At 69.7% G+C, this 26,129-nt stretch carries 25 protein-coding genes and 4 pseudogenes; 16 read left to right on the forward strand and 13 right to left on the reverse strand.

All coding sequences use genetic code 11. The features are described from left to right. Positions 1-13: 13 nt before the first annotated feature. Positions 14-379 carry a transglycosylase family protein gene (locus ACZ6A9_RS29760; protein ID WP_468991660.1) on the forward strand — a complete coding sequence of 122 codons (366 nt, stop codon included), beginning with the start codon at positions 14-16 and terminating at the stop codon, positions 377-379. Positions 380-465: 86 nt separating this feature from the next. On the opposite strand, the gene ACZ6A9_RS29765 is transcribed toward ACZ6A9_RS29760, so the two are convergent. Beyond that, positions 466-1,044, reverse strand: a complete 579-nt coding sequence (locus ACZ6A9_RS29765) for a GNAT family N-acetyltransferase (RefSeq protein WP_468991666.1) — start codon at positions 1,042-1,044, stop codon at positions 466-468. A gap of 265 nt (positions 1,045-1,309) precedes the next feature. Here ACZ6A9_RS29765 and ACZ6A9_RS29770 point away from each other — a divergent pair, with 265 nt between their 5' ends. The 3 genes from ACZ6A9_RS29770 (at position 1,310) to ACZ6A9_RS29780 (ending at position 4,491) form a co-directional block, all read left to right on the forward strand. Beyond that, entirely contained in the window at positions 1,310-2,743 is a 1,434-nt protein-coding gene (locus ACZ6A9_RS29770; protein ID WP_468991669.1) for a serine/threonine-protein kinase, read from the forward strand. A 148-nt stretch (positions 2,744-2,891) separates the two neighbouring features. Next, a complete protein-coding gene (locus tag ACZ6A9_RS29775) occupies positions 2,892-3,944 on the forward strand; it encodes a PP2C family protein-serine/threonine phosphatase (protein WP_468991671.1) in 1,053 nt (350 codons plus the stop codon). Between the two features lie 286 nt (positions 3,945-4,230). Beyond that, entirely contained in the window at positions 4,231-4,491 is a 261-nt protein-coding gene (locus tag ACZ6A9_RS29780) for an HU family DNA-binding protein (protein WP_468991674.1), read from the forward strand. Positions 4,492-4,519: 28 nt separating this feature from the next. Here ACZ6A9_RS29780 and ACZ6A9_RS29785 read toward each other — a convergent pair whose 3' ends face one another. After that, positions 4,520-5,098 carry a Dps family protein gene (locus ACZ6A9_RS29785; protein WP_468991677.1) on the reverse strand — a complete coding sequence of 193 codons (579 nt, stop codon included), beginning with the start codon at positions 5,096-5,098 and terminating at the stop codon, positions 4,520-4,522. A gap of 279 nt (positions 5,099-5,377) precedes the next feature. On the opposite strand from ACZ6A9_RS29785, the gene ACZ6A9_RS29790 reads away from it, so the two are divergent. After that, positions 5,378-6,256, forward strand: coding sequence for an ABC transporter substrate-binding protein (locus tag ACZ6A9_RS29790; RefSeq protein WP_468991679.1), 879 nt, complete (start codon positions 5,378-5,380; stop codon positions 6,254-6,256). 55 nt (positions 6,257-6,311) lie between these two features. Here ACZ6A9_RS29790 and ACZ6A9_RS29795 read toward each other — a convergent pair whose 3' ends face one another. Continuing rightward, positions 6,312-9,095 carry a SpoIIE family protein phosphatase gene (locus ACZ6A9_RS29795; RefSeq protein WP_468991682.1) on the reverse strand — a complete coding sequence of 928 codons (2,784 nt, stop codon included), beginning with the start codon at positions 9,093-9,095 and terminating at the stop codon, positions 6,312-6,314. 404 nt (positions 9,096-9,499) lie between these two features. Then, entirely contained in the window at positions 9,500-11,545 is a 2,046-nt protein-coding gene (locus ACZ6A9_RS29800) for an AfsR/SARP family transcriptional regulator (RefSeq protein ID WP_468991686.1), read from the reverse strand. Between the two features lie 169 nt (positions 11,546-11,714). Between ACZ6A9_RS29800 and ACZ6A9_RS29805 the strand changes: the two genes are divergently transcribed. From ACZ6A9_RS29805 to ACZ6A9_RS29815, 3 genes are all read left to right on the forward strand, one after another. Beyond that, on the forward strand, positions 11,715-12,596 hold the full coding sequence (locus tag ACZ6A9_RS29805; RefSeq protein WP_468991689.1) for an alpha/beta hydrolase: 882 nt from the start codon (positions 11,715-11,717) through the stop codon (positions 12,594-12,596). A 234-nt stretch (positions 12,597-12,830) separates the two neighbouring features. After that, a complete protein-coding gene (locus ACZ6A9_RS29810; protein WP_468991692.1) occupies positions 12,831-13,448 on the forward strand; it encodes a dirigent protein in 618 nt (205 codons plus the stop codon). A 169-nt stretch (positions 13,449-13,617) separates the two neighbouring features. Further along, positions 13,618-14,211 (forward strand): hypothetical protein, encoded by a 594-nt coding sequence (locus ACZ6A9_RS29815; protein WP_468991697.1) that lies wholly within the window; start codon positions 13,618-13,620, stop codon positions 14,209-14,211. Positions 14,212-14,254: 43 nt separating this feature from the next. Here the strand turns inward: ACZ6A9_RS29815 and ACZ6A9_RS29820 are convergent. The 3 genes and pseudogenes from ACZ6A9_RS29820 to ACZ6A9_RS29830 all read right to left on the reverse strand — a co-directional run. Beyond that, positions 14,255-14,374, reverse strand: a pseudogene (locus ACZ6A9_RS29820) (transposase); the annotation flags it as partial. A 229-nt stretch (positions 14,375-14,603) separates the two neighbouring features. Further along, on the reverse strand, positions 14,604-14,978 hold the full coding sequence (locus ACZ6A9_RS29825) for a hypothetical protein (protein WP_468991699.1): 375 nt from the start codon (positions 14,976-14,978) through the stop codon (positions 14,604-14,606). A 469-nt stretch (positions 14,979-15,447) separates the two neighbouring features. After that, positions 15,448-16,245 carry a DUF427 domain-containing protein gene (locus tag ACZ6A9_RS29830; protein WP_468991701.1) on the reverse strand — a complete coding sequence of 266 codons (798 nt, stop codon included), beginning with the start codon at positions 16,243-16,245 and terminating at the stop codon, positions 15,448-15,450. Between the two features lie 411 nt (positions 16,246-16,656). On the opposite strand from ACZ6A9_RS29830, the gene ACZ6A9_RS29835 reads away from it, so the two are divergent. Beyond that, positions 16,657-17,646 carry an aldo/keto reductase gene (locus tag ACZ6A9_RS29835; RefSeq protein ID WP_468991702.1) on the forward strand — a complete coding sequence of 330 codons (990 nt, stop codon included), beginning with the start codon at positions 16,657-16,659 and terminating at the stop codon, positions 17,644-17,646. A 257-nt stretch (positions 17,647-17,903) separates the two neighbouring features. Here ACZ6A9_RS29835 and ACZ6A9_RS29840 read toward each other — a convergent pair whose 3' ends face one another. Then, positions 17,904-18,257, reverse strand: a complete 354-nt coding sequence (locus ACZ6A9_RS29840; RefSeq protein ID WP_468991705.1) for a VOC family protein — start codon at positions 18,255-18,257, stop codon at positions 17,904-17,906. Positions 18,258-18,309: 52 nt separating this feature from the next. Continuing rightward, positions 18,310-18,405: pseudogene (locus tag ACZ6A9_RS29845) on the reverse strand (IS5/IS1182 family transposase); the annotation flags it as partial. Positions 18,406-18,488: 83 nt separating this feature from the next. On the opposite strand from ACZ6A9_RS29845, the gene ACZ6A9_RS29850 reads away from it, so the two are divergent. From ACZ6A9_RS29850 to ACZ6A9_RS29865, 4 genes are all read left to right on the forward strand, one after another. Beyond that, positions 18,489-18,887, forward strand: coding sequence for a hypothetical protein (locus ACZ6A9_RS29850; protein ID WP_468991707.1), 399 nt, complete (start codon positions 18,489-18,491; stop codon positions 18,885-18,887). 103 nt (positions 18,888-18,990) lie between these two features. Beyond that, positions 18,991-19,713, forward strand: a complete 723-nt coding sequence (locus ACZ6A9_RS29855) for a hypothetical protein (protein ID WP_468991713.1) — start codon at positions 18,991-18,993, stop codon at positions 19,711-19,713. Positions 19,714-20,083: 370 nt separating this feature from the next. Continuing rightward, a complete protein-coding gene (locus ACZ6A9_RS29860; RefSeq protein ID WP_468991715.1) occupies positions 20,084-20,473 on the forward strand; it encodes a hypothetical protein in 390 nt (129 codons plus the stop codon). Positions 20,474-20,776: 303 nt separating this feature from the next. Beyond that, positions 20,777-21,585 (forward strand): IS5 family transposase gene (locus tag ACZ6A9_RS29865; protein WP_468991717.1). Its coding sequence is split into 2 segments (ribosomal slippage): positions 20,777-21,116 and positions 21,116-21,585, totalling 810 coding nucleotides; the frame shifts between segments, so codons are not numbered across the junction. 5 nt (positions 21,586-21,590) lie between these two features. On the opposite strand, the gene ACZ6A9_RS29870 is transcribed toward ACZ6A9_RS29865, so the two are convergent. Then, positions 21,591-21,992, reverse strand: coding sequence for a DUF6896 domain-containing protein (locus ACZ6A9_RS29870; protein WP_468991720.1), 402 nt, complete (start codon positions 21,990-21,992; stop codon positions 21,591-21,593). 470 nt (positions 21,993-22,462) lie between these two features. Beyond that, positions 22,463-22,602, reverse strand: a pseudogene (locus ACZ6A9_RS29875) (IS5/IS1182 family transposase); the annotation flags it as partial. Positions 22,603-22,666: 64 nt separating this feature from the next. On the opposite strand from ACZ6A9_RS29875, the gene ACZ6A9_RS29880 reads away from it, so the two are divergent. Together ACZ6A9_RS29880 and ACZ6A9_RS29885 are read left to right on the forward strand one after the other, a co-directional pair. After that, positions 22,667-23,245: a hypothetical protein gene (locus ACZ6A9_RS29880; RefSeq protein WP_468991723.1), complete on the forward strand. Its 579-nt coding sequence runs from the start codon at positions 22,667-22,669 to the stop codon at positions 23,243-23,245. A 319-nt stretch (positions 23,246-23,564) separates the two neighbouring features. Next, positions 23,565-23,954: a hypothetical protein gene (locus tag ACZ6A9_RS29885; RefSeq protein ID WP_468991725.1), complete on the forward strand. Its 390-nt coding sequence runs from the start codon at positions 23,565-23,567 to the stop codon at positions 23,952-23,954. Positions 23,955-24,183: 229 nt separating this feature from the next. Here ACZ6A9_RS29885 and ACZ6A9_RS29890 read toward each other — a convergent pair whose 3' ends face one another. Beyond that, entirely contained in the window at positions 24,184-24,471 is a 288-nt protein-coding gene (locus tag ACZ6A9_RS29890; protein WP_468991727.1) for a DUF4287 domain-containing protein, read from the reverse strand. A gap of 160 nt (positions 24,472-24,631) precedes the next feature. Here ACZ6A9_RS29890 and ACZ6A9_RS29895 point away from each other — a divergent pair, with 160 nt between their 5' ends. Continuing rightward, positions 24,632-25,234 carry a winged helix-turn-helix transcriptional regulator gene (locus ACZ6A9_RS29895; RefSeq protein WP_468991738.1) on the forward strand — a complete coding sequence of 201 codons (603 nt, stop codon included), beginning with the start codon at positions 24,632-24,634 and terminating at the stop codon, positions 25,232-25,234. A gap of 243 nt (positions 25,235-25,477) precedes the next feature. Here the strand turns inward: ACZ6A9_RS29895 and ACZ6A9_RS29900 are convergent. Then, a pseudogene (locus tag ACZ6A9_RS29900) lies at positions 25,478-25,996 on the reverse strand (Mu transposase domain-containing protein); the annotation flags it as partial. Positions 25,997-26,129: the final 133 nt, after the last annotated feature.

Consider the following 26,129-nt stretch of genomic DNA (forward strand, 5'->3'; position numbering starts at 1 on the left):
TAACAGTATGTCCATGACGTGCAGCGACAACGCGTATGCGAAGAGCGAGAGCAAGATGTCCCGTGCCCGGGTCCGTGCTGCCCTGGTGGTCCTGTGCACCGTGGCTGCTCTCGGCACGGCCACGCAGGCGGCGGCTGCGCAGCCGTCTGCTCCGAGAACCGACTGGGACGCCATCGCCGCGTGCGAATCCAGCGGCGACTGGCAGGCGAACACCGGTAATGGCCACTACGGCGGCCTGCAGTTCACCCAGTCCAGCTGGGAGGCGGCTGGTGGACTCAAGTACGCCCCTCGCGCCGACCTGGCCACCCGGGCGGAGCAGATCGCCGTGGCCGAACGCCTGGCAGACCTCCAGGGCATGTCGGCCTGGTCCTGCGCCTGAACCCACGACGGAACGTGCGGAGCTGATGGCGGCAGCCCGGAAAGCTGCGGCCGTCAGCTCTCACCACGGGTGCCGACGGACGGACCTCAGTGGGTGGGAAGCGGCTCGGACGCCGGCTGCCACTCCCGCCTGAGCAGCCCGTAGACCCACGAGTCCGAGACGTCGCCGTTGACGACACAGTCCTCCCGCAACGTGCCCTCACGTACGAAGCCGAGCTTCTCCAGCACGCGGGCAGAAGCCACATTGCGCGTATCGGCCTCGGCTTGGACGCGATTCAGGTCCAGCGTGTCGAACGCCCACCCCAGCAGAGCGCGCGCAGCCTCGGTCGCGTAGCCCCGGCCCCACGCCGCACTGTCGTAGCAGTAGCCGAGCGACGCGCTGCGGAAGTCCGGATTCCAGCTGTTCAGGGTGCACCAGCCGACGAACGCCCCGTCGGAGACACGCTCCACGGCCCACCGTGCCCCGGTGCCCTCCTGCTCCATCCGTCGGCAAGCAGTGATGAACTGCTCGGCGCGCGAGCGTTCGGTCCACGGTGGCGAGTCCCAGTAACGCAGGATGTGGGCGCTGCTCTGCAACGCGAAGAGGTCGTTCGCATCCGCGTCGTCGAAGGCACGCAGTAGAAGGCGAGTGGTGTGCAACAAGGGGGTGGGCAGCGACACCCGCATCTTCCCTCCCTGGTCGATGGCCGACCCATCAGACCGCCAATGCGGTTCACTTGCAACGGATTTGTGTGGTCCCGCTGACAGCCGCTCCGGACCGGCAGAGCAAGCCATAGGCGGCAGACGCGACATCAAGCCGCATATCACCCTCTGGTCACCCTCCCCATCGGTACACCCAGGCGTTGCCCGTCCTCATGCGGGTACGTGTGTCCGGCACCCCGTGGGCAACGAGTGCCTGTAGGGATACCTCTTCGAAGCAGTGGGAGATGAAATGAGGCTCCGCGAGTCGGCCGTGGCATTGGCCTCCCGGTATACAGCCGACGTGCTGGCCGGGCGGTACCGCCTGGACGCGTTCATCGGCTCGGGCGGTGCCGCCGACGTCCACCGGGGTTTCGACCTGCGTCTGCGACGACCGGTGGCCGTCAAGGTCTTCCGGCCCGGCGCCGATGGCGACATGGAGGCACGCTTCCGAAGTGAAGCGGTCATCCTGGCCAGGCTGCAGCATCCGGGGCTCGTCACCGTCTACGACGCCGGGCGGCACCACAACCGCGCCTACCTGGTCATGCAGCTGATCGAAGGCCCCACGCTGAAAGGCCGCATCGCCGACGGCCCCTTGTCCCCCGGTGAGACAGCCGCTCTCGGCGCGGGTCTCGCAGGCGCTCTGGCCCACGCGCATGAAGCGGACGTCGTGCACCGTGACGTGAAGCCGTCCAACATCCTGCTGGATCCGTCCGGGCATCCTCACCTGACCGACTTCGGTATATCCCGGCTGATCGACGCCACCACCCACACGACCACGGGCACGCTCATCGGCACGGCCGCCTATCTGTCCCCCGAGCAGGTACTCGGCCGGCCCGTCAGCCAGGCAGTCGACATCTACGCACTCGGTCTCGTCCTCCTCGAATGCCTCACCGGCAGGCTCGAGTACGGCGGCGGCCCCCTGGAAGCCGCGATCGCACGACTGCACCGTCCTCCCGAGCTGCCCCACTCCCTGCCCGAGGACTTCGCCCAGCTGCTGCGGACCATGACCGCCCTGGACGACTCGAGCCGCCCGTCGGCACACGAGTGCGCTCGCGCACTGACCGCTCTCCGCGGTCCGGCACGGCCCGTATCCGTCCCCTCTGCCGCCCGCCCGCTGAGCGTCGCACCGAATCCGCGACCGGCCCGGGACGCCGAGCCCACGCACCGGAACCGGTTGCCCGCGGTCAGCCCGACCGGGCCGGGAACCACGGCCTCGCGGCGCCACGCCCTCGTTGCCGGCGGAGCTGCCGCACTCGCCGCCGTCCTGACTGCGGCCTTCGCCGTGTCCGACAGCGCTACCCACCGAGGAAACGGTGAGGGAGCGACGCAGGCCGCCAGCCGCCCCTCCGCGCCGGCCGACCCACCGCCCGCCGCCGAGAGGAAGGACGCCACACCTGTGGCGCCCTCGTCGACCCTGCCCGACGCCCCGGCCGAGACTCCCCGCGCACTGCCGGGACGCGATTCCCGTTCCGTCGCGGCGGCGCACCCGAGCCCGGAGCCGACCAGCGATGCGACCGCACCCCGCAGCGATGTCCCAGCGCCGCAACCCGAGCCGAGCGGTCCTCGGGGCGGTCTGCCCAGGAGCTCCTCCGGTCCGCGAGACGAGACCGGACCGCAGGCCTCCCGCACACAACACGGCAAGCCCGAGACGCCCGGTGAGAACCGCAACTGGGCGCGGCCGTGACGCTTTCGTGCCCCGGGGGTGACCGCGGGACGTGACCACCCGCGCTGCCGCGGACCGATGCCCGAATCATCCGGATAAGATTCCGTTTGTGATCAGGTCAGGAAGGCTTCGGCGCCGCCACCGTCCCCGCGGCGGCCAGCAGGAAGCCGTGCTGCTGTCACCCGTGCTCGTCACCGTCCTCATCACCGGTCTGGCTGCCTCCACCCCGAGGGAGATCGCCTTCAGCCGCCTGCTGCCCGCGGCCCCCGCCCTCGCCGCCGCGCTGTGGCCCGTGCTTCCGACGGTGCTGCTGGGGACGTTCTGCCTGCTGGTCATGATCGGCCTCAGCTTCATCTACTCCGATCTCGGGACGCCGTACACGGCCGCCGCGATCGTCGCCGTCACCTTGGCGGCGGCGTACGCGAGCCACCTGCGCCTCCAGCGTGAGGAGACACTCTTCCAAGTCCGGCTCGTCGCCGACGCCGCTCAGAAGGTGCTGCTGCGGCCGCTCCCGAACCGAATCCGCAGCATCGAGATCGAGTCGCTGTATCTGGCGGCCCAGGAGCAGGCACGGATCGGAGGCGACTTCTACGAGGTCGCCGACACGCCGTACGGCGTCCGGCTGCTCATCGGCGACGTACGCGGCAAGGGGCTGTCGGCGGTGGGAGCCGCCTCCGCAGTGATCAACTGCTTCCGGGAGAACGCGTACGACCAGCCCGATCTCAGGGCCGTCATCGGCCGGATCCAGATCACCGTCTCCCGGTACAGCGCCAGTGTCCCCGCCGACGACCAGGCGGAGCACTTCGCCACCGCTCTGGTCGCCGAGATCCCGCCCGGCGGCACGCACATCAGCATCCTCAACTGTGGGCATCCACCTCCGGTGTTCCTGCGCGGCGGGGAGGTCCAGGTCCTTGAACCCACCCTCGCCTCGACCCCCCTCAACCTCTCCGCCCTCCTGGGCGACCACTACCACGTGGACACCGTCGCCTTCGCGCCGGGCGACCAGATGCTGCTCTACACCGACGGCGTGACGGAGACACGCGACCGGGCCGGCGAGTTCTTCCCGCTGGCCGACTGGGCGCGACTGCACAACCAGGCGCCGCCCCGTGAACTGCTGGACCGGCTCCACGCGGACCTGTTCCACTACGCGCGCGGACGGCTCGACGACGACATCGCGGCCCTCGCCGTGCGCTTCGGGCACACCGGCGTTCTGGAGCCTTGACATCCTCGCCGCAGTGAACGGGCGCCGGACGCTGATGCGCCCGTACCCGGTTGTCCGGGGGAGATGCGTGCCCCCGAGCGGACCTGCCCGCTGGCGGGGCTGTCGCGATCGGGATGGAGTGGGCGATGTGCCCGCCGCCCCCGGGGGAGTCGTCGGGCGGGGCCCCCGCCCGGTCGCCGCCGTGCCTGGACCGGAGCGGTCGCCACCCGCCCTCCCGGACGGGTCGGCGAGCGATGAGATGCGGCGACGGGAAGACCGTCACACACTGACCCGTAAGGGGAACCTCATGGACAAGAACGCCCTGGTCGAGGCCGCCGCACGCCGAACCGCCGAAACGGATCGGCAGCTGGCGGCGGAGCAGGTGGAACGGGTGATCGACGCGCTCTTCGGCACGGTGGAGCACCCCGGCGTGATCGCCGAGGGTCTCAAGAGGGGCGAGACCGTGACGGTCATGGGCTTCGGTGCCTTCCAGCTCGACGACAACGACCGCGCCACCCTGCGGCCGGGCCAGGCACTCAACGAATACGTCAGCGGCCTGGTCGGCTGACCCTCGGCGCATCCTGTTCGCGTCCCGGTCAGGGCTGCTCGCGCGCCTGTTCCGCCGCCTGTCCTGCGGCGCCGCTCTCCGTGGTGGCGCCGCGGGTGCTGAGACTGCCGCCGCTGGACTCCAGGTGGGCGCGTACGAACCACTGGAACAGCTCCAGACCCCGCAGTTGCTCGATGAGCATGTCCTGGGTGACCGGGTCGGACGTCTCGGTGGCCTGCATGACCTCGCGATGGTCCTTGATGACACCCGTGTAGACGAGGTCCAGGGCTCCGAGATGCTCGATGGCTTCGGCCCGGCCGATCGAGTAGTCGTTCCAGGTGCGCTCGTCGACCAGGGCACCAGGGGTTCCCTTGGGCTCGCCGCCGAGGGTGGAGATCCGCTCGGCGATGTCGTCGGTCATGGACCGCACCTCGTCCACCTGAGGGTCGAGCATCTCGTGGACCGCGATGAAGTGCGGGCCGACTACGTTCCAGTGGATGTGCTTCAACGTCAGGTGAAGATCGTTGAGCGCGTGCAGGCGCAGCTGCAGCATCGCCACGATACGGCTGCTGTCCTGCGTGCTCATTCCCGGCACGGTGTACGAAAGGCCGGAACCCTGTGAGGGCACGGTGCTCCTCCTCTGTTCGTCATACGGGGCGTTGAACACAAGAGCAGGCCCGGGGCGGTCCGTCGCGTGGCCGCGCCCGGCAGTCCGCCACTGTCACCGGAGCGGAGCACCCCGCCGGGTGCCTGGTCCTCGCGGCAGCCCGTCCCTCACCGCCGGCCGTACGGCGGGACGGGCGACCGGACCCCGCGCCGCGAAGCTCTGCCGCACGGCTCAGGCGGTCGTATGGTTCGTGGTGATTTATGGTGGCGTCAGGAGCATGTCCCTACCGGAGGTGCAATGATGCGCGCCGCGGCAGCGATCGTCTCCACGGCTGTCAGTGTGGTGCTCATCGCCATGATCCCGGCGTGCGACCAGGGCGGGTCGGAGCCGTCGAACGTCCAGTACGGTGATTGCCCGATCTCGGGACAATACGGCGAGTTCGACCTGTCACCCGAGACGGCGGGCGCCCTCACGGTCAGGACGACCCTGCCCGCGCCCGGCTGGTGGAACGGCGACACGCCGGACTCCGTCACCAGTGGGTACGAATACTGCATGGCGGCCAATATCGCCCACCGGTCCGGACTCGACCGGGTGACGGTGGAGGACACCCCCTTCCCGGAGATCGTGTCCGGCCGGACCAAGGACTTCGACCTGGCCCTGGCCCAGATCACGATCACCCCGGAACGGAGGAGGGCCGCCGACTTCTCCCGGCCCTACCTCTCCTCGACGCTGGGACTGCTGATCAGGGACGGCGAGGCGATCGACGAGGACAACGTCCGCGACGTCCGCATCGGGGTGGCCGAGGGCACCACCGGCGAGGAGTTCGTCGCGAGCCGCCTCAAGCCGACCAAGCCCGTGACCGCGTTCGCCAACGACCCCGAGATGGTCACGGCGCTGGAGGAGGGGCGGATCGACGCGGTCGTCCACGACACGACGATCCTGCTGGCGTATCCCCAGAAGAAGGAGGACAGGGTGCGCCTCGTGGGCCAGTACAGGACCGGCCAGAGTTACGGCGCCCTGTACCCGAAGGGGTCACCCGACAAAGAGGAACTGGACCGCATCATCAAGCAGCTGATCGACGACGGCACGCTCGCCAAACTGTCGGCCGTCTATCTCGGGGCCGCCTTCGGCCAGGATCCGGTGAAGATCCCGTACCTCACCGTCGACGACGGCTCCTGAACGCGCCGGGAGCGCGCCCCAGTGAACCGAGCGCCGGTTCCGTGACCGCCCCACCTCACAGGTCCACCGCCAGAAGACCGCTCAGATCCCCGGCGGCACCGGCGTCCAGTGCCTGCTCCGCCCATATGATCTTGCCTCTGTCGGTGTACCGGGTACCCCAGCGGCGCGACAGTTGTGCCACGAGGAACAGGCCACGGCCCCCTTCGTCGGTGGTGGCCGCGCGGCGCAGGTGCGGCGAGGTGCTGGTGCCGTCGCTGACCTCGCAGATCAGGCTGTCACTGTCGCGCAGCAGCCGCAGGCTGATCGGACTCGCTCCGTAACGGATGGCGTTCGTCACGAGTTCGCTGAGGATCAGCTCGGTCGTGAAGGCGGTCTCGCCGAGCCCCCAGGACTCCAGCCTGCCGGTGGCCTCGGCCCGGATCCGGGAGACGGCGGCGGGGTCGTCGGGGACGTCCCACTCCCTGACCTGGGCAGGGTCGAGCAGCCGGGTGCGTGCGACCAGCAAGGCGATGTCGTCGCTCGATCCGTCGCGCAGCATCGCGTCGAGCACCGCGCGGCAGGTGTCGTCCGGGGTGGCTCCGTCCGTACGCAGCAGTGCCTCCCTCAGAATGCCGAGCCCGAGGTCGATGTCACGGCCCCGTGCCTCGACCAGCCCGTCGGTGTACAGGACCAGTCGGCTGCCGGCGGCCAGCCGGAGGTCGGCCGTCTCGACCGGCAGACCTCCTCCCACGCCAAGTGGCGGGGCGACGGGGATGTCGGGGAAGCTCACGGAGCCGTCGGGCGACACCAGCGCCGGACCGGGGTGGCCGGCCCGGGCGACAACACACCGCCCGGAGACCGGATCGTAGACGGCGTAGAGGCAGGTGGCACCGGTGACGGCCTCGGTGTTCCCCTCGGCTGCCGCGTCCTGGTCGATCCGGGTGATCACGTCGTCCAGGTGCGCGAGAAGCTCGTCCGGAGACAGGTCCAGGGAGGCGAAGTTGTGGACCGCGGTTCTCAGGCGACCCATCGTCGCGGCGGCGTGCAGACCGTGTCCGACGACGTCGCCGACCACCAGGGCGACCCGTGCTCCGGGCAGCGGGATGACGTCGTACCAGTCGCCGCCCACCCCCGCCTGGGCGGGAAGATACCGGTGCCCGACCTCCAAGGCGGACAGCTGGGGGAGTGTGCCCGGCAGCAGGCTGCGCTGGAGGGTGACAGCCGTGGTGTGCTCGCGGGTGTAGCGGCGCGCGTTGTCGATGCACACGGCTGCCCGTGCGGCGAGTTCCTCGGCGGGGGAGAGGTCGTCCGGCTCGAAGGGGTCCTGCTCCGAACGCCAGAACTCCACGACGCCCAGCCATTGGCCTCGAGCCTGGAGCGGCACGGAGATCATGGAATGGATGCCGTATTCGATGACCTTCCTGGTCTGCTCGGGGTCCTGGGCACGCCAGCCGTCGGCCATGGCGAGGTGCGGCACCAGGACCGGCCGACCGGTGGTCACACCTACGGACACGGGGTTGCCGGACACGTAGCGCAAGGGCGTCCCGACAGGGTCGAGGGGCGCATCCTCCCGGATGCCCGCGGCCGCGATGCGGCGCATCTCCCTGGGCATCCCCGTCGGTTCGTCACCGAGCAGCACGGGCTCGACCAGTTCCACGGTGGCGAAGTCGGCGAAGCGCGGCACCGCCACCTCGGTGAGCTCCTCGGCGGTGCGTTTCATGTCGAGGGTCGTCCCGATCCGCGTGCTTGCCTCATGGAGCAGTTGCAGGCGCCCGCCCGCCACCTCCGCTCGGCCCGCGAGGGCCCGCAGCTCCGTGGTGTCCCGCAGGGTGGCGACGACACCCCCCTTCGGACCCACCGGTCGCAGGCTGACCGCGAGCAGGAGGTCCCCGGCGAGGAACACCTTGTCCGTGACCGCCCGGCCCGACTCCAGCAACCCGGCCAGGGCCGGGCTCAGCCCGAGTGCGGTGACCGGCCTGCCCTCGGCCTCCGGCGGCAGCGCGAGCAGCCGGCGCGCCTCGTCGTTGACCAGCAGCAGCTTCCCGTCGCCGTCTGTGATGATCACGCCTTCGCGCACCGCGTGCAGTACCGCGTCGTGATGCTCGTACATGCGGGTCATCTCCACCGGCAACAGACCTCGGGTCTGGCGCCGCAAACGCCCGGTGACCAGGGCCGACCCGCCTGCGGCCAGGAGCAGCGCGACACCGCCGGCGGCGAAGAGCACCGGAAGCTGGTGCTGCACCACACTGGTCACCTTGTCCACCGTGACCCCCACGGTGACGAGGCCGACCGCGGTCCCCTCCTCGTCGAAGACGGCCACCGTCGAGTCGACCGCCTTTCCCAGACTGCTGTCGAAAGTGGTCTGGTGGGGCTCACCTTCGAGCGCCTCGCCGTAAGGGGCGGAGACGTGCTCCCCGATCTGCTCCGGGTCCGGGTGGGTCCAGCGGAATCCGTAGGGGCTCAGCGCCACGACATAGTCCACGCCGGTCTTCTTGCGCACTTCCTCGGCATGGGGCTGGAGCGCCGCCGTCGGGTCGTCGCTCTGCATCGCCTCCGCCGTGCCCGGTGCTTGTGCGAACGACTCAGCCGCCACCAGCGAACGATCACCGGCCTCTCGCAGCGCGCTGTTGCGGTCCTGGATCACGAGCGCCACCACGGCCGTGACGACGAGCAGCAGGACGACCGCCAGTTGCAGCAGGAAGACCTGACCGGCGACGCTGCGCGGATTGAGCAGGGACAGGACACGCCGGCCGGCCGAGCCCTGATGCCCCTGCGGGCCCGCGGCTCCCGGCTGCCCGGCCTTCGGCGGTCCCCGGTCGTCCCGTCGGCCCACCGGGACGTATTGCCGAAGCTTGCCCATTTGTCCAGTATCAGTGACCCACCCGGTGAGCGCGGCTCAGGACGGCCTGCCGGTCTGTGCTGCGGTGAGCAGGGAGCATGTCCGCCCGGACCCGTCGGCAGACAGGGCACGGCAGTCCGGCGCCGGCCCGACAGGCCCCGGTCCATGGGCTTGCAGCGTCGGTGATGGACTTCAGGTGCCCGACCGGGGCCAGCCCGATCGGCCCACCTGGGGAACGCCTGCCGAGGCCAGGTTCGCCTGCCGATCTCTCCCTCGCCGCATGACTGCGCAGGCCCGGGCATCGCTCCGACCTGCAGTCCCCACAGGCGCGGGGACGACAACGCGTCGACGTCCTCGGGACTGGATAAGGCGGCGCAACCCCCCCCGCAAGGGTGAGGACGACTACCACGATCGCCGGGCCCCTGTCATTCGTTGCCGTCGGTGGCCGGCTCGCCGGCGGAGGCGTGCACCTCGAGTGCCGCGTCGGCGGCGGCCAGGTGGCGGGTGACGGGGCCGAAGGAGACCAGCCCGCTGCCCGCTCCTGCGTACTCGGTTTCGGCAGCGGCGAGTTCTCCCCGGGCGCGACGCAGGACCGGCAGGTGCCCCACGGACGCCGCGGCCCGGGCGAGTACACACCACAGAGCCTCCTGGAGGAGGTCGTGCGGGGGCCGGGGCACGGTCGTCAGCGCCTGACGCGCCTCGGCGGTGGCGCCCGAGGCGGCCAGTAGCAGGGGGTCGAGCCAGGGCCGGTACGGACCCGGGTCCAGGTCGGCGAAGTCGCCGGGATCCGGCAGGGCGTCGCCCCGCATGACGGGAACCAGCGCGACGAGGGCCGCGGCTCCCCGGGTCAGGCCGGGCATGCCGCAGTCGGCTGTCTCCGCCAGGACGTGTGCGTACCGGCGACGGGCGGTGGGCCAGCCTTCGGTCTCGCAGGTGCGCAGCGCCCGGTACCAGGTGGTGAAGACGCCGGCGAGCGGCCGTTCGTTTCGGTGCGCGAGCCGGTCGATCTCCTCGGCTTCGGTGTCCGCTTCCGTGAAGTCGCCGAGGCCGGCGAGCGCCTGGAGGCGAACGATGCGGCCCAGTACCTCGTGCCCGGGGATGTGGTGGTCGACGGCCAGCCGGGTCAGTTCTGTGCCAAGGGCGTCCCGGCGGGCGGCCGACCCGCAGTCGGCGAACGCCTGCATGAAGGCTCCGTTGAGGGCGAACGCGAGGAGGGCGGGGTCGCCGAGGCGACGAGCGAGCCGGACGGCCTCCTCGGCGGCGCGCTGGGCGCGCAGCCGCCAGGGCTCGGTGGCGGGGGCGCCGGCGGCCCGGGGAAGCGAGGCGTCCGCGGCGGCGTCGCCCCGGGACTCGACCGCCACGACGGACAGCAGCCGGGCGCGCAGGGCGGGCGGCCCTTCAGGGCCGAGCCGGGCGGCGGCACGGGCTGCCGCCCGGGACAGTTCCCCGGCGCCCTCAGGGTCGTCGGCGCGAGTCCACACCGCCGGGACGTCGTAGGAGCCGATGATCCGGGCGGCCAGTTCCGGGTCGCCGGTCGTCTCGGCCGCCGCGACCAGGTCCCGCCGGTGCCGGTGTGCCTCCTCCAGGCCGTCGGGGCCGGTCACCGCGAGATCGCGCAGCAGGCCGGCGGTGGCGTGCAGCCGGGCCCGGGACCGGGCGGGCACCGACCGGCCCCAGGAGGCCGCCGCCCGGTCCCAGACGCTGTCGGCCACCCCGGCCGGTTCGGCCGCGGAGTGTGCCGCCGAGCTGAGAAGGCGTGCCTCGGTCCGCGCCAGAGCGTCCCCGCCTCCGCCGAGGGCCTCACGGGCCTGGGCCACTGCCCGCAGGGCCTCGCCGCGCTGCCCGGCACGCTCGAGCGCGGTGGCCAGCAGCACCCAGCCGTCCTCCCGGCCGGGGTGGGCGGCGACATGGGCTCGCAGATCGGCGACCGCGTCCCGGGCGGCGCCGGTCGCCAGCAGGGTGTCGGCACGCCGCTCGACCGCGTCGAGCCGCATCGCCTCCAGCCGCACCCGCTCGGCGGCGGCCCACGCGGCAGCGGGGAAATCGGCGAGCACCGGCCCCCGCCAGCAGGCGAGCGCCTCGTCCCACAGGGCGACCGCCACGTGCGGCGGCGCCTGCCCGGCCCGCGCGGCGGCGTCCTCGAACCGCCGGGCGTCCACCGCCTCACGGCTCGCCCGTAGTGCGTAACCGGGGCCGTCGGTGACCAGCAGGCGGGACGGCTGCCGGGGCGGGCGTCCTGGTTCCAGGGCGCGGCGCAGCGCCGCCACGAAAGTGCGAACAGCGCCGACCGCGCCCGCCGGAGCCCCGTCCTCCCACAAGTCGGCCACCAGCCGGCCGACCGGCACCACCCGGCCCCGTGCGATCAGCAGCCGGCCGAGCACCTCCCGGTGGCGGGGCGCACCGAGCGGGAGCGGCGACCCGTCGGCATCCCAGGCGGCCACCGGACCCAGCAGTCCGAATTCCACACCCACGGCAGGGTCCTTTCGCGGGCGGCCCGGCGCCCGCGGGTACCGCATGTCCACTCATCGATCGCTGATCCGGGGCCCGCACCCTGGGTGACGTCCCCGGACGACCCGGACCACCGAGGCCGGAGGCCGGAACGTCCACTCTGCCACGAACCCACGAACCACAGGAGTCACTGTGACAGCCCTGAGCATCCCCGGATTCACCGAGCACCGCGCGACCGTCGACGACGGCGTCACTCTGAACGCCGCCGTCGGCGGCGCGGGCGCCCCGGTCGTCCTGCTGCACGGTTTCCCGCAGACCCACCTGATGTGGCGGCACGTCGCCGCCGACCTCGCCGCCGACCACACCGTCATCTGCCCCGACCTGCGCGGCTACGGCGCCAGCGACAAGCCCGCAGAGACCGGCCCCGACGTCTACTCCAAGCGGACCATGGCCCGGGACGTCGTACGCCTCGCCGCAGAACTGGGCCACGACCGCTTCACCCTGGCCGGCCACGATCGCGGCGCCCTGGTCGCGTTCCGCGCCGCCATGGACCACCCGGACACCGTCACCCGGGCCCTGTTCCTCGACGTCCTGCCGACCCTCGACATGTGGGACGCGCTGCGCGGAGTGAACGGCGCGGTCGGCTTCCACCTCTACCTGATGGCCCAGGCCCCCGGCCTGCCTGAGGAGATGATCCAGGGGGCCGCCGACACCTTCTTCGGCTACTTCCTCGACGCCTGGACCAAGGACCCGGACGCCCTCCCCGCCGACGTCCGCGCTCACTACCTCGCCGCCTCCGCGGCAGCCGTGCCCTCCGTCGTCGCCGACTACCGCGCCTCAGCCGGCGTGGACGTCGACCACGACAGCGCCGACAAGGACGCGGGCAACAGGTTGGCCATGCCGGTGACCGTCCTCCAGCAGGACTGGGGCGCCGCCCTCGGATACCACGCCCAGGGCCTGTGGAGCGCCTGGACCGACGATCTGGAGCACCGTACGGTGTCCTGCGGCCACTTCATGGCCGAGGAGGATCCCCAGCTGATCGCCGACGAGATCAGGGCGCTCGCCGCCCGCTGAACGGGTCCGCCGACGCACCCCTCCCTCCTGTTGCGCGAGGCCAGGACGGAGAAAGAAGGGTGGCGTTCGTCCGCGTGCCCTGACGGACCCGCCACCCGCAAGGCCTCTCCTCCTCCCCCAGGGAGATGCACCCTAACGGCCCCATTGCCGTCCTTCTGCCGAGCACGTCGCCACGGCCGTCATTAACGTTTCCGCCAGACGGAGGGCCCGTCATCCACACTCACGGAGGCGACCATGGGCTTCGCCGGCCGACCCTTCATATTCTCCGCCGTTGCGGTTCTCGGCTGTTCTGCGGGGCTCACCCTCATCGGGCCCGCGTCGGCCGATGTGGTCCCCTCGCAGACAGCTCCGGCCGCGGCCCCCCGCCCTGACGACGACTCCTCGGCGAAGAGCCGCACCCTCCACGTGGAAGCTCGGCTGCTCGTCGGCGAAGAGCTCGATCTGGGGGCGGCGGGCCGCAGTGCCGGCGACCAGTTCGTCTTCAGCGGAAACCTGACGTCGACCGAGGGGCGCGAGGAACGCGTCGTCGGGCGCTTCGGTGGCTTCTGTGTCATCACCGACCTCGAACGCAACGCGGGACAGTGCGCGTCGACCGCGGTGCTGCCGGAAGGCCAGATCACCGTTCAGGGCGAGCAAGCCGGAATTCCCGTACCGGGTCCGGTCGTCAACGCGATCACCGGAGGCACCGGGGAGTTCCACAGGGCTCATGGTCAGGTGAAGCAGCGGGCGTTGACGCCCGCGACCTGGCAACTCACGTTCGAACTCTCCGACGTGCGGCCTCACCGGCCCCAGGACGGTCGCGGTCCGGCCGAGACCCCGACGCCCGTGCGTCCGCCCTTCCCCGGCAAGTAGCCGCGCCGCGCGGCCCCGAGGCACTCCCTGGTCGTCTTTCCTGAGCCACAAGGCGGAAGGCGCATCGGACTGGTCCCGGCACAGCCCCGGTCGACCGCGAGGCGCGCCGGTTCGAAGACGGTGCGCAGCACCTCGGGAACACGCACCCATCACCACACGTGGAGACGTCGTGATCAAAAGCTTCCGTACGCTCACAGGCTGGGGTGTCGTCGTGGCGGCCACCGCAACGGCCGTCACGGCCACGATCGGCGCGACCGCCGGTGGCCCTCCGAACCCGTCGCCGACCGACCCGCAGGCCCGCCCGACGGCCGGTCAGGGGAAGGAAACGCAGACCGAGCCCCGGCCGGCGGAGCGCCGGCGGATCGCCTCATCGGTCCTGGACGAGGACTTCACGTTCACACTCACCGCTCTGAGGTCGCGGACCGACCCGCTCGCGGCATCCCTGCGCCTTGAGGTCTTCACCTTCGACAACGGCGCGTGGAGGGAATCGGATCGTGCTCTGGTCGGCAAGGCGGATTCCTGGTTCTGGTTCCCGCTGACCGGCCGCCACGCGGTGTGTGAGTTCTCCACCTCCGGTGCGGAACCCGCACCGGTTGCCGTCAGCGTGCTGATCACGCCATCGATCGGCTGCTCACCGACCGCCAACTTCCGCATCCACAAAGGCCGGATCGTCCCTCTTCCACAACGGCCTCCGCAAGCGAACAACGCAGATCTGGACGATCGTCACGCGGTGACCATGCGGGCCCTGAAAAGGGGGACCTGACCGGTCCGAATCCTGTCGACCGGGGCAACCAAATCGGCGGTGTCGTGGTCCCGGACGACCCGAACGAGGCTGTGGGCAGCCGCTGCCACGTGCACCCGGAAGCCGCCACGAACACGATCGCCGCCAGCACCTGACGGTCGTCGTGCCGACGCCGACCACCCCCTGAAGCGGCACTGTCACGTTGACTGACCGGGTGCCGCAACGGACCTACGTCCTTTACGAGTCAGCAAGTACTCCGGCAGCCGGACCCGTGCCCTGCCGATCGCTGCTGATCACCGCACGCGCGGGGTTCCCCACCACCGGCCATGATCAGCCATCCGGACTCGACGTCCCACCGCTCACCGTGCACGAGCCCGTCGGGGCCCGACATACGGAGGGAATGGGCGGGGGAATCAAGACAGCAGCATGCGGGTCCATACCACGGCCAGGAGAGTGCAGGCGAGCGTGAACAGGCCCTGCACGACGGCGGTGACCGGCATCCTGAGCCGGGCGTGCATGACGGACTCGACCGCCGCCACGGCCGGAACGCCCCAGACGACGAGCCACACCGCGAAGGGGACGTCGCGTGAGCGTGCGCTGGGGGAGGAGTCCGGCGCCTGCGCGGTGCCCAGGCCTACCGCCAGGAACAGGACCGTGCCGGTGACGATGATGATCGCGTCCGCGGCCACGAGCAGCAGGGCGAGCGCGATGTCGGTCAGGCGGGAGGGGCGATCGCGGGTCCGGGCAGGTGCCGGAGGAACCTGATCATGCGCGGGCGGCGGGACCATGACTCGACTGCACCACGGAACCGCGGCTTCGGCACCGCACGGGAACACAATGGAGCCCGTCCGTGACCCTCGGCCTCTGCCCGGGCCTGTGGTTCTGCGGGACGTACGCGTTCACCTCCCCCTTGCCGGCCTAGTCTCTGATCAGCGCCGTGCCCGGCCGGGCTTTGCCTGCTTCAAGGAGGTGGACGCCGCGTTCATGGGCTGGGTGCCTGTGTGGCGAGCCCGGCCCCTCCTGCACGGCGCACCGAGTAGGCACCGTCACTCGTTCGGCGGGCAATCCGTCGGCTGGGAAGCCAGTGCTCCGACCGGAAACATGCGGCGCACGTGAAGGTGTCGCCGCCGGGCTCTGCGGCTGCGCTGGTTCCGCCCTCCTCGCTGATCGGGATCGACTGCCCTGTTCGAGCCCGACGCCCTGGTCGAGGTGGAGGCGACTGCGAGCCTCGGCTGAGCGGCTCTCACCGTCGCCGCCTCACCATAGTTGGGTGCCCGGGGCGCCCTTGAACGGCCCACGCACCTCCGCGGTGATCCAGCCGCCGTAGAAGTCCCCCTCCTGCGCCGTGGCCTCCTCTCCGCCGACCGTGCAGCGGTCCATGCGGCTCGGGTAGAAGGCGAAGAAGTCGGCGAGGGGTGCGTAGCCGGGCTCAGGACGGGGATAGCTCCAAGCGGCACGAGCGCGCACGTCGTCTCCCACGATGATGTCCCAATACCGGGCCGATCCCTTCCATTCGCACCAGGTCCGGCCCCCGACTGCCGGGAACACGGACTCCGTACGGACGTCCTGCGGGGGGATGTAGAACACGGGGGGATGGCTGGTCTCCAGTACCCGGACGGCCCGGCGGGTCTCGGCAACCACCTGTCCGGCGCACTCCACTCGCACGTCGCGGTCGTCCTCCCGTACGACGGGCGGCCGCGGGTAGTCCCAGACCGACTCAGGCGTCCGCGGGGTGACACTCGGCACGGGCTTTTCCAGCGGCTCCAGATACACCTCGTCCTCGTAGCACCAGGCCCATTCCCGGTCGCTCGCGAGGGCGCGTGCCACCGGGTGTGCGCTGGAGTCGAAGTGGGCCGTGGCGTGAGCGCCGCGAGAGCTGTCGCTGCAGCCCACGTGGCCGCAGGTCAGGCACAGCAGCAGGTCGGCCGGTGCCCGTTCGTGCGCCGCGCAGGACGCGCACCTCTCACTCAGCGGGGGTGGGTCCGCCGTCCAGGTGTGGGAGCAGGCTTTCCCCGAGGGTCGTCCGCCATCGGGCCGGGGTGTCCATCTCGTCATCGGTGATCACCGGCCTGTCCCTTCGACATCAAGCTTCTCGGCAGCACTGCGCCTCGGCCCACGCCCGTGTCGCTCACGTTCTCTCCTCTGTGGTCCGTGCTCTCCCCAGTGTTTCCCCCCGACACCGCACAGGAGATGCAGCCCCCCGACATTCCGTCCCCAGTCGCCGGAGGCATGCGCCTGCCGGAAGTGACCACAGTCAGAATCGTCTGGGAGGGGAAGCGGCCAGGCGGGAGTGCGCTCGAAGTCATGGCGTCGAGGATGCAGCGGCCCAGGCCGTCGCAGCGCCCACCCCTCCTGGAGGTGCCGGATGATGGCATCTGTGCCTGGATGGACGGGGGACTTCGTGCCGCCCGAAGGGCGAGCAAGCGTGCAGCAATGATCAAGCGTGCAGGGAAGGCTGGGCACGACATGCAGAAGCGCAGTTTGCGGGAACTACAGGTATCGGCCATCGGCCTGGGGTGCATGGGCATGTCCGCCTTCTACGGAACCGCCGACGAGGAGGAGGGGGTCGCGACGATCCGGCACGCCCTCGACCTTGGGGTTGACTTCCTCGACACCGCGCAGATGTACGGCCCGCTCACCAACGAGTCCCTCGTCGGCAAGGCGATCCGAGGGCACCGCGACGAGTATGTGATCGCGACGAAGTTCAACTACCGGATGGACGACGCTGTACCGGGCGACATGAGCACGGTCGGCCCGCAGGACGGCTCGGCCGAACACGTCCGCAGCTCCGTCCACGGCTCCCTGAAGCGTCTGGGAACCGACCACATCGACCTGTACTACCAGCACCGGATCGACCCGAACGTGCCCATCGAGGAGACGGTGGGCGCGCTGGGCGAACTGGTCACCGAGGGCAAGGTGCGCTACATCGGTCTGAGCGAGGCGAGCGACCGGACCATCCGGCGTGCGCACGCCGTGCACCCGCTCACGGCTGTGCAGAGCGAGTACTCGCTGTGGTCGCGGGACGTGGAGGCCGAGGTGCTGCCCGCCTGCCGGGAACTCGGCATCGGCTTCGTTCCGTACTCGCCCCTCGGCCGTGGCTTCCTCGCCGGGCGGTTCACCTCGCCGGACGACCTGGACGCCGACGACTGGCGCCGCCAGAACCCGCGCTTCCAGGACGCCAATCTGGAGGCGAACCTGCGGTTGGCGGCGAAGGTGAAGGAGATCGCCGCCGAGAAGGACGTGACGCCGGCTCAGCTGGCCATCGCCTGGGTGCTGGCCCAGGGCGACAACCTGGTGCCGATCCCGGGTACCAAGCGCCGCACCTACCTGGAGCAGAACGCCGCCGCCGTCGACGTCGATCTGACGAAGGACGACTTGGCCCGCATCGAGGCGGAACTGCCAGAGGCGGCCGGTGAGCGGTACGACGAGGCAGGCATGCGGTCCGTCAACCGGTAGGCGCAAAGGGGTGCGCACGCCCGAGGGGGCTTCGTGGGGAGCGCGGGGCGGGACGGCACTGACCAGCGCGCCCCTCGGGAGACGAACGACCCGCCTGCCCGGCACCACCGCCGTGCGGCTTCTGCACGGCGCGCGTCCGCAGCGAGTGGGGTCAGGTCCCGTGCAGTGGTGTAGCCGGGTTGGTGAACAGTGACCGGGGCAGCTGCGGGTGGGCGAACCCGGCCGGCACCTCCGGCCGAACGGCTGCCCGGCCCCGCTCAGCTCTTCCGCTCACCCAGCACACAGAATTCGTTGCCCTCCGGGTCGAGGAGGGTCACCCAGTGCTGCTCGTCCTGAACGGAGTCGGCGCGCCGGGCACCGAGGGAGAGCAGCCGGGTGACCTCGGCCTCCTGGTCGTCGGGGCGAAAGTCGGGGTGGAGCCGGTTCTTCGACGTCTTGTCCTCGGGGACAGGCACGAAGAGCAGCCCCGGCATCTGGTCCGGCTCAGGCCGGATCTCGATGATCTCCTCGGATTCGTCGACCACTACCCAGCCGAGGGCCTCGGCCCACCAGCGCCCGAGGGCGATGGGGTCGGAGGAGTCGACGATGATCTGTTCCCATTCGAGTGCCATGGGCGTGAGCATAAACAGGGTCGGCTGGCTGCCAGGGCTGGGGCGACTGCCGTCGGGTTCTCGGTCGTCCGGGGCCGGTGCGCGGAACACGGATGGTGGCCATGATGGTCTCGGAGGCCGGGGCGTCACCCGCCTGACCCGCGGTGAGACACGAAGGGCTAAGAACTCCTGACGGAATGGCCTTCTGGGGTCGACTGCCCGGCGTGGGGTGTTGTCGGGCAGCATGGGGCGATGCCCTTCGATCAGCCGCTGCCTCGCGAGGTGAAGGTCATTGATTCGGCCTCGCTGTTCAGGCTGGAGGAGCGTGCGTGTGCCCTCAGCCTGAACCAGCGGTTGGACCCGGCGTGGGTGCTAGCGAATGCGGCGCCCGACGGAACCCACTACCTGTGGCCAGCCCTGTGGAACAGCCTGTCCCACCGCCCGGACGTTCCGCGCCAGCTGCGCTGCGAGCTGTTGATCAGTCTGCGTGGGGGAGACCGCGTGGTGAGCCTGTTGGACGTGCTTCCCGACGACTTCACCCTGCTACCGAGAGTGACCTCGCGCGAAGAAGGCATGCAGGTCAGCCGGCTGCTCGACCGTTCCCCTTCTGTCAGGGAATGGCTACTGCGTGAGAGCTCGGACCTGCTGTGACAGGCGACGCCAGCAGATGCCGATGACCTTCCGAATCACGAAGGCCAGTCTCCCGTGACCTCCCACCTACAGCTCACACATGGGCCACCGGCATGATGAACCCGTGACAGACAGCGCAGACACCCACCTGGACCAGATCCCGGGCTACCAGGGCGGGCCGCTTGTCCACCTTCCAGAGCTTCTCGAGGAGCCCTTGTTCTGGTTGGGACACCTCTACCCCTGCGTGCTGCACAGCGAGGAGGCCGAGGAGCTCTTGTTCGGTGCGGACTACGAATCCGCGGAGGACTTCCATCGCCAGTTGTCCGGGCGCTCGGACTGGCCGACCTTCACCGTCCCCGTGGCTGTCGGCCGTCTGCACATCGTCCACCGCAACCTCGAGGGCGACGCGGGCACCGACTACCTCCTGCACCACCCCGACTGGGACCGTGCTGAACTTCTCGCCCGCAACGACGGCCACTTCATGGGCCCCGGCCTGTCCTGGTCCGAGTTGACAGCAGCTGCAGGCAACGGCCTGCCCGGTGGCTCCACCACCGACCCCGACAGCCGGCTGCTTCTTCTGTTGCCCGCGTTCGGAGACTTGGCTGTGCCCGACGCGGCAGCCGAGCGTCTTGCAGCCGCGCTACGCGCCCACACCGCAGTCGAGAACCCCGAACAACTCGCTGCCACCCTGCTGGAAGACCAGGGTCCCTGTGGTCCTACCCACTGGACCACAACCAACGATGGACAACGGGTCAACGACAGCCACTACTCGTACCGCAACCCCACCAACAACTTCGCCCTGCCGACGGAGCGGCTCGCCCGTGTGACGGCCGCGCTGGCTTCCTGATCACACTGCCCTGGGACCATCCTGCGGTGCGTACGGTGATTACCGCCTCGCAGTCGTTCTGGATAGCCCCTTCAGCGGACTGAGTTCGCGTCGGTGCGGGCGGTGATATCGGTATCAATGATCGGCGCGAGCTGGGCTTCCAGCGCCGTCTTCCAGATCCCGGAGGGGCCGGTGGTCGTCGCACCAGCCCTGCCTTTCACTGTCGTGCGGGCCGGAAGTCCTGACGAGGCCCGAGGAGCACCCCGGTTTTTGAGCATGTTCAAATAAGGTTCGGCAGCAGACCTGCCGTCCGACTACGGGGACGGGGAGTGTGGACATGGGGGGCAGAACCGTGAGGACGAGGGGCGGGGTCGGAAGTAGGTTTGTCACCGTGCTCATCACGGCTGTGGCCTTGCTCGCTTCGGGTTGTACAGGGGCGGGCGCGGTCAACGTCGATCCGGACCGCCTGCCGGGGGTGTACCGCGACGACGAGACCGGCGCGGAGATCCGTCTGCGCCCCGGTGGACGGTTCTCCGCCGCGGGTATCGCGAAGAGCGACGCCTATGGGCGCGGAAGTGCCACCCGCGTCGACTTCAACGGCACCTGGGATCCCACCCCCTCGAATTTTGTGTACCTGCAGCCCGACAAGATCGGAGGCCGCCAGGTCCTCGGCGACATCCAGCTGTGGACCGCAAGCCCCGAGAGGGTGTTCCTGCACCCGGACGTGGACGGACCGGTGACTCTGGAGCTTGTCAGGGTGCGGGTAATGAACAACCCCTGACACCCTCTTCGGCGGGAGGCTGACAACCCGACCTGATCGTCGGCTCACCTCCGCTCCCGCGGGGATGAGCCCGTGATGATCCGCCGCTGTACCCACTGCCCCCCTGCTCCCTGCACTTGCGGGGGTGGTCCCGGGGCCGTCGGCCAGCTCATTGCGAACATCGACTGTTCCCCACACCCGCGGGGGGCCCTATGTGTTTGGTCAAGGTTGAAGGCCAGTAGGTTCGTGTGGTTGACTGATCGTTTCAGAATGAGTTGAGCTGCGGGTCTTGTGCTCGACGATCTTGGTCGGCAAGGTGTCCGGGTGCGCGCTGATCTTGTTCCGGACGACCTGTGGGAGCGGGTGGCCCCGTTGCTGCCACCCGCTCCCGAACAACGCCACCGGCATCCCGGTCGGTTCCGTGTTCCTGACCGCACAGCACTCGCCGGCGTCCTGTTCGTGCTGCGGACCGGTGTCGCCTGGCGGGACGTCCCGGCGGAGACCGTGGGCTGTTCCGGCGTGACGGCCTGGCGCCGGCTGCGGGACTGGACCGAGGCCGGCGTCTGGCCCCGCCTGCACGCAGCCCTGCTGACCGAGCTTCGCCGTGCCGGCCTGCTGGACCTGGACGACTGCTCCGTGGACGGCTCGCACGTCCGGGCCCTCAAAGGGGGGACCACGTCGGCCCCTCACCTGCCGACCGCGCCCGCCCCGGCTCCAAGCACCACCTGATCGTCGACCGTCACGGAACCCCACTTGCCGTCACGCTCACCGGCGGCAACCGGCACGACGTCACCCAGCTCCTGCCACTCCTCCACGCGGTCCCGCCGATTCGGGGAGCTCGGGGACGTCCCCGCCGCAAGCCCCGGCGCCTGTATGCCGACCGGGGCTACGACTTCGACAAGTACCGCCGCTCGCTGTGGAAGCGGGGCATAAAGCCGTTGATCGCGCGACGCGGCGTCGCTCACGGTTCCGGACTGGGCAAGGTCCGCTGGGTGGTCGAGCGTGCCTTCGCTTGGCTGCACCAGTTCAAACGGCTTCTCACCCGCTACGAGCGACGCGCAGATCTCCATCAGGGCCTGCTCGAACTGGCCTGCAGCGTCATATGCCTGCGCCGCCTGCGAACCTCATCTTGAAGCGATCAGTTGGCGACGCTGAACCATCCCGGGCGAACCTCGGTCAGAAGCGATTGCAGAGACCGCACCGCGGTCCGCAGGTCCTGATCCGTGACGTCAAGAGGCTTCGGCAGGCTCAGCCCGTACCAGCGCAGCCGCCAGAGGTCGAAGATTTCGCTCCCGTCGGCTGCGAAGTCGACATCGACCTCGGTGCCGTTGTCGCTGACGAAGCGGCACCCTGCCCCATGAACCGTGTATGAGTAGGTGTCGACCTGCCCACTCCTGCTGATCCGGCGCGAATGGACCAGGCCGAGGACATCTGCGAGTCGCTCAAGCGAGGGCATCGCCGCCCTCACGGCCTCGTCAACCGCGTTCAGAGTGTCGACGTAGCCAAGCACGAGTTCCCGTGCATCCCCAACCCGTTCCATACGGCGTCACCCCCCTGAGCCCGTGGTTGAAGGGATTGTTCCATGGGCCGCTGGCGTCTCCGCCGAACTCATTCTGAAACGATCAGTGAGGGCAGGCCGAGCTGCAGGGGTGCATGAGTGATAGCAAGGTCACGATCAAGCTCACGAGTGACGAGGCACTGGTGCTGTCGCACTGGCTGGAGAAGCTCCCCAGATGACGGACCTCAGCCAGGTTGTCGACGATCCGGCGGTCTGGGCGCCGATCCATAGGATCGCCGGAACGCTCGACAAAACGCGAGCATGGCGAACAGGACGTCGTACTTGATCGTCGACACGACGCTCAACCGTGGGCAACAGCGGCTCGATCACCGCCCACAACTCGTCATCGGCTTCCCACGGCTTCGGCCGAGCCACTCCGCACCCCCGGATCAGGGCTCCCGGAGTGATCCAACCACCTCGAAGATCACTTCGTTAGGAGTTTCTAAGAGCCGTGCGTGGCCGCCACTGGCAAGGTGGACTGTTGTGCTCAGGCCGCCACGGGAGCGGCCGAGCGCGTGGTCGTCGGGTTCAACCCGGCCTGGAGCCCTCTTTTCCGGGCGCCGGCGGCGTGCTGGTGAGCTCTGCAGACGGTTCAGTCCACCGAACCGACTGGCAAACGCCTGACGCTCCAGCCAAAGCCGCGCCAGGATAAGGGCATGTCGGAAGCGATCTACGGCCTCATCGGCGCCCTGGGTGGAGCGATTCTCGGCGGAGCGGCCACCCTCACCGCGTCCAGCCTCACCGGTCGACATGCCCGACGCCAGGAGCTACGCGTACGTAAGGAACTTGAGTTCGAGCGGATGATGGACCTGCGTCGTGCCACCCGCGATGTCTTGCTGATCCTCGACGACGCCCAGCAGGCACTGGAGCGCGGCAAACCCATTGACACCAGCGGGTTGCCGGAAGCAGTGAAGAAGATGAGGGAAGCCGCAGACCGGTGTGAGGTGTACGGGCTGCGGTTCGAACACTCCCGGAGCAGTGCGGCCAACGCCCGGCCGGCGACTCCAGGGACGGAAAGCCTGCGTGAACTCGTTGCGTGGGCCACGCTGATGGAGGAGTGCCTTGGCCGCGCTGCCGCGGCGGAGGGCGAGCAACGTCAGGACTTAAAGCTGGAGGTGGCGACGCACTACCTGCGTGCGGAGGGTGCCCGACGGAAGGTTCTCGGTGTCCTGATGGACCGTATGGAAGAGCTGCGCGAGGAAATGCGAGGGCAGGTGCATCCACGGGAACCGTGAGAAGGGGGCGCAGCAGTGGGTCCAGAACCGCCGCCGGGCCGCACGGTATGACGGGATCTGTCGAACGGGCGACTTTGCCCGCATTCGGTGGCAACCGTGCGTCACGCTCGTCTGGGCCCGGATCTCAGCTCACGGAGAGGGCGGCGGCTGCGCCCGGAGACAAGAGTCCCGCCCGGCCCTCACGAGCACCCCTCCGACCTGCGCGCTCTACCGTCAGCAACCATGGCCACAATGCGTCACCTTCGTTACGAAACGACTTTGGCCACCCTCGTTCCCGTCTCCGCAGGCGCCCCTTGGAGCACACCAACAGGAGGAACCAGTGTCACACCCGCAACTGCTCACCCCCGAGGAAAAGCTCGCCGACGCGAAGAAGCAGCTGAGCCTCCCGCCTATCGTCGTGATCTGCGGCTCCACCCGATTCATGAGCGAGATGACCGAGGCCGATCTGCGGGAGACCAAAGCCGGAAGGATCGTGGTCAAACCGGGCTGTGACATGAAGTCGGCGCACGGACTTTGGTCCGATCCTGCCGAGGCCCAGGCGCTGAAGGTTCGACTCGACGATCTGCACCGGGCGAAGATCCGACTCGCTGATGAGGTGCTCGTAGTCGGCGACTACATCGGAGACAGCACCCGAGCCGAAATCGCCTACGCCCGGTCGCTGGGCAAGCCCGTGCGCTTCACGGACCCCGAAGCCGACCCTGAAACCTGACCTCCCCCGCTGCCACCTCCACAACCAGGGCCGGCAGCACGTCGCCTGACCGTTCCGCTCACCGTGGCGGAGAACCGACGGCTCCTCGGCAGTCCCCTGCCCTACCCAAGAGCCGACCGCGGCTCCGTCACCCAGGGGAGGGCCGCCGGTGCTGCGGGAGTGGTGGCTGTCGGTTGTTCGGCCGGGATGGGCATACCGCCTGGTCCGTGGGAGGGGTCCCGCGCCTGGCTCAGGGGCGGTTGGTCTTGCCGTCGAGCCAGAGCGTGTCCGATTCGTCCTGGTGAGTTCCTCCCGTGCCGACGTGTTTGCTGGAGATTTTCGCACCGTTCTTGATGACGTGCACGAGAGCCATGCCGTGCCCGCGGCCCAGGCCGTAGTCCTGCTTGAGCCACTCCAGGATGGTGCCGGCCCTGGTGTCCGGGCTGTCGTAGCCGCGCTCCTGCGCGAGCGTAATGAACTGACGCGGCGTCAGTCCCGTCGTGTCCTCGATCTTGTCCAGATACGCCTGGAAGGACATGCCCTCTCCCGCTCCCTGTGTCGGTCATCCTCGTGGAACAAACCAAGCAGACCGAAGTCTACTTGCAAATCGCAAGTCGTGTTCGTCTTTTGGAGCGGGAAGTAGGATGTGAACCATGACGGTGAAGGAGTACGGACAGTTCTGTGGTCTCGCCCGCGCGATGGAAGTGGTCGGTGAACGCTGGACGCTTCTGGTCGTCCGGGATCTCCTTCTGGGCCCCAAGCGCTACACGGATCTCCGCAAGGGTCTGCCGAACATCCCCACCAATATTCTCGCCGCCCGTCTCAAGCAGCTCGAGGCTCATGGCGTCGCCGTCCGTCGGGCTCTGCCTCATCCCGACCGGGGTGTCGTCTACGAACTCACTGACCACGGCCGGGAGCTCCAGCCGGTCGTGACCGCGCTCGGCCGCTGGGGCGCCCGGACCATGACCGGGCCCCGCCCCGGTGAGATCACCACCGTGGAGAGCCGCGCTCTGTCCTTCCATACGGCCTTCCGTCCCGAAGCCGCGGGCGGGGACACCCTCCGCTACGAGGTGCGTTTGGCGGACGCCACGTTCCGTCTGTCCGTCGACGGCCCCACCCTCACCGTCGGACATGGTCCGCATGCCGATCCGGATCTGGTGGTGGAGACCCTGGCCGGGCGTCCCGTCCTCGACCTCATGCGCGGGACTCTGACGCCCGGTGAGGCACTTGCCTCCGGCCGTCTGCGCGTCGAGGGCCCTTCCTTCCTTCTCACCCGCTTCGCTGAGATCTTCCGTCTCTGAAGTGCCCCTGGTAGTGAGGCCGCTGGCGCTTCTCGTCCCGGCGTGCACCCCGATCGCGGCCGGGACGGGCCTGTGCGGTCCGGCCTCCGGCCCTGCCGGCTGGCCGCGGCGGGGCGAGGGCAGAGCGTCGCCGGTGGTGACGCGGCGGCCGGCGCCGGTGGGCAGACCGTCCCAGTGGGTCTCGTCCACGATGCGGGCTCCGCGGCCGACGGCCCGCGGATGGGCGGCCAGCAGCGTCTGGCCGCCCGCGTCGGGGACGGTGGAATGCAGGCTGACCTGGGACTTCGTGGCCCGGATCTCGACCAGCTGGCGGGGGCGGACCTTCCGGGCGGGCACCGAGTAGAGATTCGCGTCGAAGGCGACCAGGCAGTCCTTGCCGACGTGCCGCAGATGCCGCTGGGCGACCACATAGGAGACCTTCGGCAGCGGGCGGAGAGCCATATGATCCCGCACCGCGCGGTGCCCGATGACCTCACCGTGGGTGCCGTGCGCCTTCGCCCGCCGCAGCGGGACCCAGGCCGTGAACGCGGCGTTCATCTCCTCGATGGAGGAGAAGGCCCGCCCGGCCAGGACGTGGTCGTGGACGATGCCGACCTGCCGCTCGACCCGGCCCCTGCCCTGGGGCCGGTAGGCGGCCAGCACGTCGGTGTCGAAGTCGTAGTGCCCGGCGAAGGCGACCGCCTCCGGATGCAGCGGAACCGCCTCACCCGGAGCGACGTGCCGGCGCACGACCGTCTTGGTCCGGTCGTAGACGATGCTCATCGGCACCCCGCCGAAGTGTGCGAACGCGGCCCGGTGGCAGTGAGCCTTTTCCAACCTCAGGTTGAGGCGTGACGAAGGGCGGGGATCGTCTTCACGATGGCGGTGACTCGGTTGGTGCTACAGCGGAGTTTCC

The organism is Streptomyces sp. NPDC041124 (assembly GCF_055592385.1).

Excerpts from the sequence above, each read along its gene's own strand:
- ACZ6A9_RS29760 (WP_468991660.1), top strand. The coding sequence starts at position 14 with ATGACGTGCAGCGACAACGCGTATGCGAAGAGCGAGAGCAAGATGTCC.
- ACZ6A9_RS29870 (WP_468991720.1), bottom strand. The coding sequence starts at position 21,992 with ATGGAACGGGTTGGGGATGCACGGGAACTCGTGCTTGGCTACGTCGAC.
- ACZ6A9_RS29895 (WP_468991738.1), top strand. The coding sequence starts at position 24,632 with ATGGAAGTGGTCGGTGAACGCTGGACGCTTCTGGTCGTCCGGGATCTC.
- ACZ6A9_RS29890 (WP_468991727.1), bottom strand. The coding sequence starts at position 24,471 with ATGTCCTTCCAGGCGTATCTGGACAAGATCGAGGACACGACGGGACTG.
- ACZ6A9_RS29825 (WP_468991699.1), bottom strand. The coding sequence starts at position 14,978 with ATGGTCCCGCCGCCCGCGCATGATCAGGTTCCTCCGGCACCTGCCCGG.
- ACZ6A9_RS29770 (WP_468991669.1), top strand. The coding sequence starts at position 1,310 with ATGAGGCTCCGCGAGTCGGCCGTGGCATTGGCCTCCCGGTATACAGCC.
- ACZ6A9_RS29850 (WP_468991707.1), top strand. The coding sequence starts at position 18,489 with ATGCCCTTCGATCAGCCGCTGCCTCGCGAGGTGAAGGTCATTGATTCG.
- ACZ6A9_RS29790 (WP_468991679.1), top strand. The coding sequence starts at position 5,378 with ATGCGCGCCGCGGCAGCGATCGTCTCCACGGCTGTCAGTGTGGTGCTC.
- ACZ6A9_RS29880 (WP_468991723.1), top strand. The coding sequence starts at position 22,667 with ATGTCGGAAGCGATCTACGGCCTCATCGGCGCCCTGGGTGGAGCGATT.
- ACZ6A9_RS29795 (WP_468991682.1), bottom strand. The coding sequence starts at position 9,095 with ATGGGCAAGCTTCGGCAATACGTCCCGGTGGGCCGACGGGACGACCGG.
- ACZ6A9_RS29830 (WP_468991701.1), bottom strand. The coding sequence starts at position 16,245 with ATGACGAGATGGACACCCCGGCCCGATGGCGGACGACCCTCGGGGAAA.
- ACZ6A9_RS29780 (WP_468991674.1), top strand. The coding sequence starts at position 4,231 with ATGGACAAGAACGCCCTGGTCGAGGCCGCCGCACGCCGAACCGCCGAA.
- ACZ6A9_RS29835 (WP_468991702.1), top strand. The coding sequence starts at position 16,657 with ATGCAGAAGCGCAGTTTGCGGGAACTACAGGTATCGGCCATCGGCCTG.
- ACZ6A9_RS29810 (WP_468991692.1), top strand. The coding sequence starts at position 12,831 with ATGGGCTTCGCCGGCCGACCCTTCATATTCTCCGCCGTTGCGGTTCTC.
- ACZ6A9_RS29765 (WP_468991666.1), bottom strand. The coding sequence starts at position 1,044 with ATGCGGGTGTCGCTGCCCACCCCCTTGTTGCACACCACTCGCCTTCTA.
- ACZ6A9_RS29840 (WP_468991705.1), bottom strand. The coding sequence starts at position 18,257 with ATGGCACTCGAATGGGAACAGATCATCGTCGACTCCTCCGACCCCATC.